Raw genomic sequence first — 12,869 nt, forward strand, 5'->3', positions numbered from 1 at the left:
GCTCCGCCTCACACGTCGCGGGTGAGCGGCACGCCGAGCACCACGGTGGAGAGACTGCCGAGGATACGGTCGTCGTTGACCATCACCATCGCGGAATGCGCATCGCGGATGTGGCGGCTCAGGTAGAACTCGCCCTCCTCCATGTAGCCCTGGATGCCGCAGATGCGCAATGCGATGTCGGTGATGCGCAGCACCAGCTCCGAGGCGCCCACCTTCAGCGCGTTGTAGCTCACCATGCGGTCGATCGACGAAGTGCCGCCCGCCCCGTCCTCGTACAGCGCGATATTGGCAGAGAGCATGGCACGGAACTGCTGCACCAGGCTTTCGCCCTCGGCCAGCCGCAGGTTGGCGATCGGGTTGAGCGGCATACCGGCCCGGTTGCGCTGGCGCAGGAAATCGCGGGCGCGCGACAGGGCTGCCACTGCGATCCCCAGCCAGACCGCGCCCAGCAGGATGTGCGAGCTGGGCAGCATCGTGTGCGACATGGCCGCCGAGAACGGACCCGGAAGCACCTGCTCGACCGGGCAGCGTGCGGCGAGGTCGAAGCGGTCGGTGCGGGCGCCGCGCATGCCCAACGGGTTCCACTTGTACCGGCCCTCGAGCACCAGCTGGTCGCGCAGCACCGCGACCAGTTGCTGGTCGGCCGCCGCCGCGTCCTCGGAGCGGCGGGCAGAGACCAGGAAGATGTCCGCCGCCATCGAGTAGGAGATGACCGAGCCGCGCTTGTCCAGGTGGAGCAGCCCGTCGTCTCGCCGGTCGAGAAAGCAGGCGCTGGTGCGGATCGATCCGCCGGTGGCGCCCTCGGTAGTCGCCGAGGCCACCAGCGACTGCTCGCGCACCATGCGTTCCAGCAGCGACTGGTGCCATGCGCTGTCGCCCGCATGGCGTATCGCCACCGCGGCCTGCGAGTGGTGCATCGCGAAGATCAGCCCGGTGGCAGCGCAGCCTTCGGACAACCGGCGGCACAGGTTGGCGACCGCGCGCATCGACCATTCGGGGCCGCCGAACCGTGCCGGCACCAGCAAGCCCAGCAGGCCCTCCGACCGCAGGGAGTCCAGCGCCTCGGTGGGGATGCGGCCTTCGCGGTCCACCGCGTCAGCATGGTCTGCCGCGATGGCTGCGGCAGAGGCCGCCACCGCCTCGTCGATGGGACCATGCGGTGTCGCGTTTACAAAATCCATACAAATGTTTCTTATAGAAATCGTATGGCATTCTCGTCCTTGCGACCGGCGGTCACAAGGACGATTGTCGGCTCGTCGGTGTTCTCACCGGTTCTGGCCCCAGTCCTTCAGCAGTTGCCGGGCCTCTGCGGTATCGCCCAGCATCCACGGATCGATCGCGAACGCGATGATCCGCTCGGCGCCGTAGCTGCGTGCGACCCGCAGTTGCGCCTTGACCCGCTCGGCCGACGCGGCACGGGCCCGGAAGGCATCGTCGGTGCCCGGCAGGGCGGGCAGTTGCTCGAACAGCTCCACGATCAGGTCGAAGGGCACGCCGCGCCGGCGCAGCAATGCACGCAGCGGCTCCAGCCCGGCGTAGTTGCCCATGCCGGCCACGCCTACGCCGTCCTGCAGCATCGGGCGCAGCCGCACCTGGTCGAGGATGTCCGACCACAGGCCGGTCAGGGTGCCGGGCGTGGACAGGCGGCTGAAGAAGGTCGAGACCGCCAGCGGCTCGCGCCCGCCGCCGGCGGCGATCGCCTGCAGCCAGGCGACCAGCATCTGCCGGCGCTCGGCGGTGGCCCAGTTGTACTGGTCGAGTTCGTAGGGCAGGTACCAGCCGCGAAAGCCCGCCTGCTGCGACCAGCGGGCCGACTGCATGAAGCCCAGGCTGCGGGCCTGGGTGTCGGCCAGGAACGCGGGCAGCACCGCGGGGTCTTTCGAGCCCATGGCCGTCCACCAGCGCTCGTCGTAGGGCAGGCCCATGCGGATGCCCATGCCTTCGCGGCCGGCCTCGTCGAACAGCAACGTCAGCAGCGTGTCGGGCAGGTCCCAGGGCGATGCGCCGCCGTAGGCGGCACTCCACTGCAGCACGATCTCGTCGCAGCCCAGCGCGCGGGTGGTGCGCAGCCGCCGCCGCCACTCCTCGAGCGAGAGCGCTTCGTAGCTCTTCCAGGGCTGCAGGAAGGTGCCCTGGAACTTCTCGGGCGGGCTGGTGCAGCCGGCGAGGACCGCCGCGGCGGCCAGGCCGAGCCAGGTGCGTCGTGAGGGCCGCGGCACGGGCGACGGGAAAGACAGGGTGGTCTGCGGCATCCGGGGCCTCGGCAACGAAATGGTCGGGCCCTAGTTTCGCCGTATTGGGCCGACGGTGCCGTGCGGGTTCGCGTTGGTGAAAGCTCCCTGGCGGCCCCGTCGTGCGGCACCGACAATCTGCGCTTCCCGAATTCCACCGCTCCAGGAGACACCACCATGATCCGCCGCCAGTTCCAGTTCGCCTGCCTGTCGCTGCTGCTCGCCGCCAGCGCCCACGCGCAGACGGCCTATCCCAACAAGCCGATCCGGCTGATCGTGCCCTTCCCGCCCGGCGGCGGCACCGACATCCTGTCGCGGCTGGTGGCCAACAAGCTGACCGAGGTGTCGAAGTGGACGGTGATCCCCGACAACCGCGGCGGTGCGGGCGGCACCATCGGCATCGCCGAAGCGGTGAAGGCGGCGCCCACCGGCTACGAGATGGTGATGGGCCAGAAGGACAACCTGGTCGTCGCGCCCTGGCTCTACAAGGGCCTGAGCTACAACCCGACCACCGACCTGGTGCCGGTGGCGCACGTGGCCTACACGCCGGTGGTGATCGTCACCGCCGCCAACTCCAAATACAAGACGCTGGCCGACGTGGTCGCCGCGGCCAAGGCCGCGCCCGACAGCATCACCTACGGCTCGCCCGGCAACGGCACCACGATCCACCTGGCGGGTGAGATCCTGAAGACAACCGCCGGCATTCAGATCCGCCACGTGCCCTACAAGGGCTCCAACCCCGCGATGATGGACGCGCTGGCCGGCAACATCGACCTGATGGTGTCTTCGGTCCCCTCGGCCATCGGGCAGATCAAGTCGGGCAAGCTGCGGGCGCTGGCGGTCACTTCGGCCCAGCGCAGCAGCTCGCTGCCCGACGTGCCCACGGTGGCCGAGTCGGGCTACAAGGGCTTCGACGTGAGCACCTGGTACGGCCTCTTCATGCCGGCGGCGGCACCGAAGGACGCGGTCGCCCGGGTGCACGACGAGGTGAACCGCCTGCTGGCCACGCCCGAGATGGTCGCGGCGATCCAGGCGCAGGGCGCCGAGCCGAAAGCGATGAGCGCCGACGCCTTCGCGCAACTGCTCAAGACCGACTACCTGCAGTGGCGCGACATCGTGCGCAACTCGGGCGCGACGGTGGAGTAGAGCCCCGCAGGACGAATGGCGAGCCATCTGGTTATCCTTGCAAATCTGGTAGTCGCACTCCACAATTGCAAGGATGTTTCACCGGCAACTCCAGTCCCGGCTGCTCGACGAAATCGGGCATTCACCGGCCGTGGCGCTGTTGGGCCCGCGCCAGGTCGGCAAGACCACGCTGGCCCTGGCCGTCGCGCAAGACCGCACCAGCCTCTACCTGGACCTGGAGTCGGAGCGCGACCGCGCCAAGCTCGCCGAACCCGAGCTGTACCTGCCCGAGCACCGGGGCAGCCTCGTCATCCTCGATGAAGTGCACCGGGTGCCCGGGCTGTTTCCGGTGCTGCGCGGCCTGATCGACCAAGCGCGTCGCCTAGGCTACCGTTCCGGGCAGTATTTGCTGCTCGGGTCCGCTTCCCTGGACCTGCTGCAGCAGTCGGGCGAAACCCTCGCAGGCCGCATCGCCTATCTGGAACTCGGCCCCCTCGGCATTGCGGAGACGGGCGATGACAGCGCGGACACGCTGTGGCTGCGGGGCGGATTCCCCGACAGCCTCACCGCACCCGGCGATGCCCGCAGCCTGCGGTGGCGACACAACTTCATCCGCACCTACCTGGAACGCGACATCCCGCAATTCGGACCGCGCATCGCCGCCGAAACCTTGCGCCGTTTCTGGACCATGCTGGCCCACCACCAGGGCGGCCTGCTCAACGTCGCACAGTTGGCGCGCAACCTGGGCGTGGACGCGAAGACGGCCCACGGCTACATCGACCTGCTGTGCGATCTGCTGCTGGTCCGGCGGCTGCCGCCCTGGCACGCGAACATCGGCAAACGCCTCGTCAAGTCGCCCAAGGTGTATGTGCGCGACAGCGGCCTGGTGCATGCCCTGCTCGAGATCGAAAGCCGCGAGCAGCTGCTTTCCCATCCGGTCGTCGGCGCCAGCTGGGAAGGTTTCTGCATCGAGAACCTGGTCGGCACGGCGCCCTCCGAGGCGCAGGCCTATTTCTACCGGACCGGGGGCGGCGCGGAGATCGACCTGCTCGTCGCATGGCCGGGCGGCGAGCTCTGGGCCATCGAGATCAAGCGGAGCCTGGCGCCCAAGGTGGAACGCGGCTTCCATGCGGCCTGCGAAGACCTGTCTCCCACCCGCAAGCTGGTCGTCTATCCCGGACAAGACACCTTTCCCCTGGGCCATGGCATCGAAGCCGTGTCGTTGGCGCATGCCTGTCGTCTGCTGACAGGCAGGGGCTGACGGCACACCTCAGACTCCGGCCGCCGCCTCCGGCGGTGCGGCGACCATCTTCCTGAAGCCCGGCCCCGCGCCGCAGGCGTGGCAGAACTTCGAGAACGCGCTCTTGCGTGCGTCGCAGCGACCGCAGTGGTCGAACAGGCCGATGCCGCAGTGCGGGCAGAAGTCGATCGCCGGGTTCTTCAGGTCCACCGGCCGCTCGCAGCCGGGGCAGACGCCCTTGGCCAGGCGGGTCAGCGCGGTGTCGTAGCTCAGCTCGTCTCGGCGCACCGTGTCGGGCTGCTGCTCGGCGAGCTTCTGGCGCTCCAGGTAGCGGTTGAGCGAGATCACCGCCTGCCGCCCCACCAGCACCGTCACCACGATGCCGACGACGTAGCGCACATAGCCGCCGTAGCTGGGCAGGTAGGGCACCAGCTCGACGAAGAAGGCGAACAGCGCGAAGAAGATGAAACCCCAGACGAACGGCCACCAGGTGCTCTTGCGCTTCTTCATGAAGAGCCAGCCGGCGATCGCGAGCAGCGGCAGCGTCAGGGCCAGCCGGTAGCCGAAGACGCGCAGTTCGGCCCGGCGCTGCTCGGCCTGGAATCGCTTCACCGCGTCGCGCTCCAGCGCGTCCAGGGCGTCCTGGGCCCGCGCGCGGGCCTGGCGTGCGTCGAGGGCCGCCTGCTCCTGCGCCTCGACCGCCGATTCGGCCTGCCGCTCGCGTGCCTTGATGCCGTCGAGCGCGCGGGTGCGGGCGATCAGCTCGGTGTCCTGGTCGGCGCGCTGGGTGGCGCTGCGGGTGGCCAGCCAGTTGTCGAAGGTGGCGGCGGCACTGCGGGTGTCCGACCGGGCCACCTTCAGCCGCAGCCGCGCCTGTTCCAGCGCGTCGTCGGCCTGGCGACGGGAGCCGTCGGCGGCCCCCAGCGCGGCGCGCTGCTGCGCGGTGGCCGCCGGATCCATGAAATCCTCGACGGTGCGGGTCTGCTCGACCCGCGGCAGGTCGCCCACCACCGTGCCGCCCAGGCCGATCAGGAACCCCGCGAACACCAGCGCCACCAGCCACAACCCGCGGTGGAACCACTTCTCCGACAACCGTAGACCCTTGCCCATCTGCAACTCCTCGACACTATGAAATTGATAGCTGGTGGCCGGCGAACGGCGCCGGCCACAGGCACTTTTCTTTCGAAAAAACCTTCTGCGGTACCTGCGAGCCTAGCCGCAAGCCGCGGCCGGTCACTGCAGCCGGACCACCGGCCCGCCGAGGCCGGTGGCCTCCATCCAGTCGAAGACCGAATCGACCGTCACCGTCGCGATGCGGTCGGCGAACCGGTCCTGCGGCGGATGGTCGTCGAAGGCCACGTTGGCGCGGGTCATCCGGCCGCCCAGCCGGGTCAGCGGCCCCAGCTGCAGCACGGTGGGCGCATAGCCCTTGAAGCGCAGCCAGGCCTGGGCCTGCGCGCGGCTGCGGATGGTGGCCGGCTCCATCGCCTCGGCCAGGGTCTCCAGCGCCCACTGGTTCGATTGCTGGTAGGTCTGGCCCCAGGCGTAGCTCGTCATGCTGTAGCGCGGCTCGTGCAGGTCGAGCGTGCGTTCGCGCGACTGCAGCAGCGCCCGCAGCTTCTGCTGCATCTCGGGCGTGGGCACCACCCAGGCGGCCTGGTAGCGCCAGAGGTCGTCGAGGAAGAAATCCCCCAGCCCCTGCCGGTAGACCGCCGCGGTGGCGCTGCCGCACTGGTTGAGCTTGTGGCTCAGCCGCCAATGGCCGTCGTCGGTGCGCCAGGCCAGGCCCAGGTGCGACCACTGCAGCCGGTAGCGGCTCAGGTCCTGGCCGGCGCGGGCCAGCACCACCACCTGGGCGCCGCTCGCGTCCAGCGCGGCGGCGGTGCGCTGCGCCAGGTCCATGCTGCGGCCGATGCCCTGGGGCGTCAGTTTGGTATCGGTGCAAGGGCGGCCGGCATGGGCCGGAGCCGCCGCCATCGCGGCCAGCAGGCAGGCGGCGGCGACCGCCGGGCGTATCAGGCGAGAGATGCGGTGCATCGCGGCTCCTATGCGGCTCACAGCCGCTCGTTGTGCAGCAGCGCCCGGCCGAGCGCGTTGGGGACGTAGGCCAGCACCTCGCCCGCCGCCGACAGCACCACGCCGGTCGAGACCACCGTGACCAGCACCGCGGCACCCACGCTGGTCGCCACGCCCCGGGCCGCGCCCGAGACGGCGCGGCCCGCCACCTCGACGCTGACCTGGGCACCGTCGGACGCCCGGGTCAGCAGGTACACCGTGCCGCGGGCGGTCGACTCCACCGCCGCCACGGTCAGCACCACGCCGCCCACCGACAGCGCCGCCGGCACCGCCAGTACCGCGCCGGCAGAAGCACCGGCCACCGAGGCACCGCCGACCACCGAGGCGATCGGCAGCATCGACAGTGCGGCCGATGCCTCGCTCTGCGCGCTGGCATGGGTTGCGGGAAGTGCCAGCGCCAGGCCGAACGCCGCCAGTGCGGCCCTTCTGCGCAGGGAAACGAAGAGAGTGTTCATGTGAAGGCTCCTGTGGACCGCCGGTGCCCGGCCGTCCGGTTTGGGAAATCGATCGAACGACGTCTGCAGGGCGCGGACGGTCAGGCTGCGTCGCGGCCATCGTCACGCTCGGCCACCGGCATACGGCGGCCGGCCAGCGGGTCGACCCGATCGGCTTCGTGGCGGTCGCGCAGCATCTTGGCCAGGGTGAAGGCCGACGACACCAGGAACAACCAAGCCACGCCCAGGAAGGCCTTGTAGGTCGGATCGATCGCCATCCGCAGCAGGCCCCAGGCGGTCAGGCCCATCGCGACGGCGAAGCCGCCCCACACCACCAGGCCCCAGAGCGGCGTGTCGCTGCCGACGGCGTCCTCCTTGTCCCGCACGAACTTGGCCAGCACGAAGACCGCCGACAGGCAGAACACATAGCCCATCACCATGAACGCACGGTCCAGGCTCTGCCCCGGCAGCCAGGCCAGGCCGGTGCCGCACAGGAACACGGCGAGCGCGAACGACACCCAGACCTGCAACTGCCAGGCGCGGGTATCGCGGCGGACGGCGGCAAAAGCTGCGGTAGTGGTGGCGGCGGTGGTTCGGGGAACTTGCATGGAGAGACTCCGTTGGTTGAGGTGGCGCCATCGTGCTGCGGCACGCCCCGTGTCGGGTGCGGATTCCTGCATCCATGCCGCCCTTCAACGCCTCGGGTATCGAATTCCGATACTTTTCTGCGCTACAGGCCCTTACCCGCGGCCAAGGTGCGGCGCTCAGAATGGGGAGCCCTGCAACTTCTCCTGAAAGCTTCCGATGGCGCAACCGAACGTGGCCGAAGTGTTCGTCGACACCCTGCGCGAGGCCGGCGTCCAGCGCATCTACGGCGTGGTGGGCGACAGCCTGAACGGCATCACCGAAGTGCTGCGCGCCCAAGGCGACATCGACTGGGTACATGTGCGCCACGAGGAAACCGCCGCCTTCGCCGCCGGGGCCGAGGCCCACCTGACCGGCCGTCTGGCGGTCTGCGCCGGCTCCTGCGGGCCGGGCAACCTGCACCTGATCAACGGCCTGTTCGACGCCCACCGCAGCCGGGTGCCGGTGCTGGCGATCGCGGCGCAGATCCCTACCGAGGAGATCGGCTCGGGCTACTTCCAGGAGACACGGCCCGAGGCGCTGTTCCGCGACTGCAGCGTGTTCTGCGAATCGGTGTCCGACCCGTCGCACATGCCGCGCATCCTCGACCTGGCGATCCGCGCGGCGGTGGGCCAGCGCGGCGTGGCGGTGGTGGTCATTCCCGGCGACATCGCCCTGCTGCCGGCGGTGCAGACCGCCATCTCGTCGCGCGCCTCCCTGCTGCCGGTGCCGCCGCTGGTGCGGCCCGACGACGCGCAGCTCACCGCGCTGGCCGCGCTGCTGGAAGGCGCCGGCAAGGTCACCATCCTGGCCGGCCGCGGCTGCCTGGGCGCGCACGCGGGGCTGGTCGAATTGGCGGGCCGGCTGCAGGCGCCCATCGTCCACGCCCTGGGCGGCAAGGAAATCGTGGAATACGACAACCCGTTCGACGTCGGCATGACCGGCCTGATCGGCTTCTCATCGGGCTACCACGCGATGATGGAGTGCGACCTGCTGCTGATGCTGGGCACCGATTTCCCCTACCGCCAGTTCTTTCCCGAGAAGGCGAAGGTGGTGCAGATCGACCTGCGCGCGGAGCAGCTGGGCCGGCGCACCGCGCTCGACATGGGCCTGGTGGGCGACGTGAAGACCACGCTGGAAGCGCTGCTGCCGCGCCTCTCGCAGAAGCCCGACCGCGGGCACCTGGAGGCCTGCCTGAAGCACTATTCCAAGGCCCGCGCCGGGCTGGACGAGCTGGCCGCGCCGCCCACCGACGGCGCCGCCTCGCAGATCCACCCGCAGCAGGTGGTGCACGAGCTGAGCCGCCTTGCCGCCGACGACGCGGTCTTCACGGTGGACGTGGGCACGCCCACCATCTGGGCCGCGCGCTACCTGAAGATGAACGGCCGGCGCCGGCTGATCGGCTCCTTTGTGCACGGCTCGATGGCGGGTGCGATGCCGCAGGCGATCGGCGCGCAGGCGGCGTTCCCGGGGCGGCAGGTGATCGCGCTGGCGGGCGACGGCGGCTTCACCATGCTGATGGGCGACCTGCTGACGCTGGCGCAGGAAAAGCTGCCGGCCAAGATCGTCGTCTTCAACAACGGCTCGCTCGGCTTCGTCGAGATGGAGATGAAGGCCGCCGGCCTGCTGGAGACCGGCGTGGCGCTGCAGAACCCCGACTTCGCCGCGATGGCGCGGGCCGCCGGCATCCACGGCGTGCGGATCGAGCATCCGGGCCAGCTCGATGCCGGCCTGCGCGGCGCGCTGGCGCACGACGGGCCGGTGGTGGTCGACGTGGTGGTGGCGCGGCAGGAGCTGTCGATCCCGCCCAAGATCACCGCGGCCCAGGCCAAGGGCTTCGGCCTGTACGCATTGAAGGCGGTGATCGACGGCCGCGGCGGCACCCTGCTGGACCTGGCCAAGACCAACCTGCTGCGCTGACGCAACCGCGGTGGCGCCGGCGCCTCAGACCTTCGCGGCCGGTGCGGCCAGCAGTTGCTGCACCCGCGCCTGCAGCAGCGCGGGCTGTACCTCTGCGGCCGGCAGGGGCGCACCCACGTCCAGCCCCACCCGGTTGAAGAAGCCGCGCCGGAACGGCTTGACCATCGCCCGGCGTTTGCCGCCGCGCAGCTCGATCCGGCTGAAGAAGGAACCCCACAGGTTCGATAGCGCCATCGGCACTACCGGTACCTCCAGCCCGTCGGCACGCGCCTGCTCGAGGATCTTCATGATGCCGCCCTTGAAGGGCTGGAGCGTGCCGTCCTGCGTGATCGCACCCTCGGGAAAGATGGCGACCAGCTCGCCTTCGCGCAGCGCATGCGCCACCCGGGCGAAGGCGGCCTCGTAGATGGCCGGGTCTTCCTTCTGCGGCGCGATCGGGATCGCCTTGGCCAGCCGGAACAGGGCGCCCAGCACCGGCGTGGCGAAGATGCGGTGGTCCATCACGAAGTGGATCGGCCGAGGGCTGGCGGCCATCAGCAACACCGGGTCGACGAAGCTCACGTGGTTGCAGACAAGCACCGCCGCGCCCTGCAGCGGGATCTGCGCGTCGCCCCGGATCTGGAAGCGGTAGACGAAGCGCGAGGCCACCCAGGCGATGAAGCGCAGCAGGTACTCGGGCACCAGCAGGAAGATGTAGGCCGCCACCAGCGCGTTGGCGATGCCGGTCAGCAGGAAGATCTGCGGCACCGTAGCGCCCGCCGCCAGCAGGCCGCCGGCGATCACCGAGCTGGCGATCATGAACAGCGCATTGAGGATGTTGTTGGCCGCGATGATCCGGGCCCGGTGCGTCGGCTGGCTGCGCAGCTGGATCAGCGCGTACATCGGCACGCTGTAGAGGCCGGCGAACAGGCTCAGCAGCGCCAGGTCGGCCATCACCCGCCAGTGCTCCGCCTGCGACACGAAGGCCGAGAGGCCCATCACCGGCACCGCCGGCAGGCCGCGCGAGGCGAAGTACAGGTCGATCGCGAACACGCTCATGCCGATCGCGCCGAGCGGCACCAGCCCGATCTCCACCTGCCGGCGGCTCAGCACCTCGCAGAGCAGGGAGCCGGTGCCGATGCCCACCGAGAACACCACCAGCAGCAGCGAGGCGACGCGCTCGTCGCCGTGCAGCACCTCCTTGGCGAAGTTGGGGAACTGGCTCAGGAACACCGCGCCGAAGAACCACATCCAGCTGATGCCCAGCAGCGAGCGGAACACCACCGTGTTGCCGTGCGCCAGCTTCAGGTTGCGCCAGGTCTCGGTGAACGGGTTCCAGTTGATCCTGAGCTGCGGATCGGTCGCGGGCGCGCTCGGGATGCCTTGCGCCACCAGCCGCCCCAGCAGCGCCAGCGCCACGCAGGCGCCCGCCACCCAGGCGTGCCCCACCTGCGGCACCGCCACCAGCAGGCCGCCCGCCACCTGGCCGAGCAGGATCGCGACGAAGGTGCCCATCTCGACCATGCCGTTGCCGCCGGTCAGCTCCCGCTCGTGCAGCACCTGGGGCAGGTAGGCGAACTTCACCGGTCCGAAGAGCGTGGAGTGCAAGCCCATAAGGAAGGTGCAGACCAGCAGCACCACCACGTTGCCCAGCACGAAACCCGCGGCCGCCAGCAGCATGATGGCGATCTCGAGGTTCTTCACGAACCGGATCATCTGCGTCTTGTCGTGCTTGTCGGTGAGCTGGCCCGAGGTGGCCGAGAACAGCAGGAAGGGCAGGATGAACAGCGCGCCGATCACCAGCCCGGCCATCGCCGGCGGCATCCACGACACCGACAGCTGGTAGGTCACCAGCACGGTGAAGGCGAACTTGAACAGGTTGTCGTTGGCCGCGCCGGCGAACTGCGTCCAGAAGAACGGGCCGAAGCGGCGCTGGCGCAGCAGGGCGAACTGGTTCGGGTGGACGGGCGCGTCGGGGTTCGCGGGAAGCGTGTCGGGCATGCAGGGCTCCAGGGCATCGGGCCCGCCGCGGGCCGTGTGCGGCGGATTGTGCAGGATCGCCCGAGCGCCGAAACGGCACCGTGCGCGCGGCCGGCCGCACCCGTCGCGACACAATCGCCGCATGAGCACCACCGCCGATCTGGTCATCGCCCTGAAGCAGGAACTGAAGGCCGCGCGCCTGACCTATGCCGACCTGGCGCGCGCCATGGGTATGGCCGAATCGAGCGTCAAGCGCATGCTGGCCAAGGGCGACATGCCGCTGTCGCGGGTAGATGCGATCTGCCGCGCGCTGAAGCTCGATTTCGCCGACCTGGCCCGCCGCGTGGCCGACGCCCAGCCGCTGACGGTGCGGCTGACGCTGGAGCAGGAGCGCGCCGTGGTGGCCGACCGCACCCTGCTGCTGATGGCGATCTGCGTGCTGAGCCAGTGGACGCTGGAGCAGGTGGTCGAGGCCTACCGGCTCACCGAAGCCGAGGGCATCCGCGCGCTGGTGCAGCTCGACCGCATCGGCATCATCGAGCTGCGGCCCGGCAACCGCTACCGCCTCAAGCTCTCGAAGACCTTCCGCTGGCGGCCGCACGGCCCGGTGATGGACTATTTCCGCGAGCATGCGGTGCTCGACTATTTCGGCGGCGGCTTCGACGCGGCGGGCGAAGGCCTGCTGCTGGTGCACGGCAGCATCAGCAGCGCCCTGGCGCCGGCCTTCTTCGAGCGGCTGCAGCGGGTTGCGCAGGATTTCGCCCAGCAGCACCTGGCCGACCAGAAGCTCGACGAGGCGGCACTGGAGAGCTACACCCTGCTGCTGGCGATGCGGCGCTGGGAGCTGGCGGCCTTCACCGCGATGCGGCGCTGAGGCGCCGGGCGACCTCGCTGCGCCCCCGCGCGGTCGGCGATGTTTCTCGCCCACCCGGCTAGGCAGCGGGGCCGGCGCCGCCTAGAATCCCGCCTGCAGGAGAGCGAATGGCGGCCACGCCCCCATTCCACCGAAGGCGCAAACTCCCATGAACGCTCAGGTGGGCCGTCACGCAAGACGGCCTGGGTACTGCAACATCTAGTTGAACAGCCGTCTGGAGAGACGTCGCAGCGCACCCCGGTGCCGCTGGCGGCGCACCGAAGGAGCAAGCCCCGCAACCGTTGCGGTGTGAATCTCTCAGGTACCGAGGACAGGGGGAGCGGCAACGGGACGCGTGCGTCCGGTTGCGCCACCACGTTCGGCAACCGCATCCGCGCGCCCCTTGC

Annotated in this window: 11 protein-coding genes and 2 riboswitches; of the genes, 4 read left to right on the forward strand and 7 right to left on the reverse strand. The window is 69.9% G+C overall.

Features of this window, described 5'->3' with window-relative positions; translation table 11 throughout:
• Positions 1-8: 8 nt before the first annotated feature.
• A complete protein-coding gene (locus tag ASE76_RS14975; RefSeq protein WP_082448594.1) occupies positions 9-1,181 on the reverse strand; it encodes an acyl-CoA dehydrogenase family protein in 1,173 nt (390 codons plus the stop codon).
• Between the two features lie 84 nt (positions 1,182-1,265).
• Positions 1,266-2,252: a DUF4434 domain-containing protein gene (locus ASE76_RS14980; RefSeq protein WP_055841043.1), complete on the reverse strand. Its 987-nt coding sequence runs from the start codon at positions 2,250-2,252 to the stop codon at positions 1,266-1,268.
• A gap of 156 nt (positions 2,253-2,408) precedes the next feature.
• Here ASE76_RS14980 and ASE76_RS14985 point away from each other — a divergent pair, with 156 nt between their 5' ends.
• Both ASE76_RS14985 and ASE76_RS14990 read left to right on the forward strand, forming a co-directional pair.
• A complete protein-coding gene (locus tag ASE76_RS14985) occupies positions 2,409-3,377 on the forward strand; it encodes a tripartite tricarboxylate transporter substrate binding protein (protein WP_055841046.1) in 969 nt (322 codons plus the stop codon).
• Between the two features lie 73 nt (positions 3,378-3,450).
• A complete protein-coding gene (locus ASE76_RS14990) occupies positions 3,451-4,617 on the forward strand; it encodes an ATP-binding protein (protein WP_055841049.1) in 1,167 nt (388 codons plus the stop codon).
• A 9-nt stretch (positions 4,618-4,626) separates the two neighbouring features.
• On the opposite strand, the gene ASE76_RS14995 is transcribed toward ASE76_RS14990, so the two are convergent.
• From ASE76_RS14995 to ASE76_RS15010, 4 genes are all read right to left on the reverse strand, one after another.
• The gene (locus ASE76_RS14995) at positions 4,627-5,706 is read right to left on the reverse strand and encodes a serine endopeptidase (protein ID WP_055841052.1); all 1,080 of its coding nucleotides are present in this window, start codon (positions 5,704-5,706) and stop codon (positions 4,627-4,629) included.
• Between the two features lie 123 nt (positions 5,707-5,829).
• Positions 5,830-6,633: a DUF2145 domain-containing protein gene (locus ASE76_RS15000; protein WP_055841055.1), complete on the reverse strand. Its 804-nt coding sequence runs from the start codon at positions 6,631-6,633 to the stop codon at positions 5,830-5,832.
• A gap of 17 nt (positions 6,634-6,650) precedes the next feature.
• The gene (locus tag ASE76_RS15005) at positions 6,651-7,127 is read right to left on the reverse strand and encodes a hypothetical protein (protein ID WP_055841057.1); all 477 of its coding nucleotides are present in this window, start codon (positions 7,125-7,127) and stop codon (positions 6,651-6,653) included.
• A gap of 80 nt (positions 7,128-7,207) precedes the next feature.
• Positions 7,208-7,714, reverse strand: a complete 507-nt coding sequence (locus ASE76_RS15010) for a YiaA/YiaB family inner membrane protein (RefSeq protein ID WP_055841060.1) — start codon at positions 7,712-7,714, stop codon at positions 7,208-7,210.
• A 196-nt stretch (positions 7,715-7,910) separates the two neighbouring features.
• Between ASE76_RS15010 and poxB the strand changes: the two genes are divergently transcribed.
• Complete coding sequence (gene poxB / locus ASE76_RS15015; protein ID WP_055841063.1) at positions 7,911-9,650, forward strand: ubiquinone-dependent pyruvate dehydrogenase; 1,740 nt, start codon at positions 7,911-7,913, stop codon at positions 9,648-9,650.
• A 24-nt stretch (positions 9,651-9,674) separates the two neighbouring features.
• Here poxB and ASE76_RS15020 read toward each other — a convergent pair whose 3' ends face one another.
• Positions 9,675-11,630 (reverse strand): MFS transporter, encoded by a 1,956-nt coding sequence (locus tag ASE76_RS15020; RefSeq protein WP_055841066.1) that lies wholly within the window; start codon positions 11,628-11,630, stop codon positions 9,675-9,677.
• A gap of 121 nt (positions 11,631-11,751) precedes the next feature.
• On the opposite strand from ASE76_RS15020, the gene ASE76_RS15025 reads away from it, so the two are divergent.
• Positions 11,752-12,483: a helix-turn-helix transcriptional regulator gene (locus ASE76_RS15025; RefSeq protein ID WP_055841071.1), complete on the forward strand. Its 732-nt coding sequence runs from the start codon at positions 11,752-11,754 to the stop codon at positions 12,481-12,483.
• Between the two features lie 86 nt (positions 12,484-12,569).
• Positions 12,570-12,674, forward strand: a riboswitch (glycine riboswitch).
• Between the two features lie 13 nt (positions 12,675-12,687).
• Positions 12,688-12,807, forward strand: a riboswitch (glycine riboswitch).
• The last annotated feature ends 62 nt before the right edge of the window (positions 12,808-12,869 follow it).

Origin of the sequence: Xylophilus sp. Leaf220 (assembly GCF_001421705.1) — a bacterium.
Lineage (GTDB): Bacteria > Pseudomonadota > Gammaproteobacteria > Burkholderiales > Burkholderiaceae_C > Xylophilus.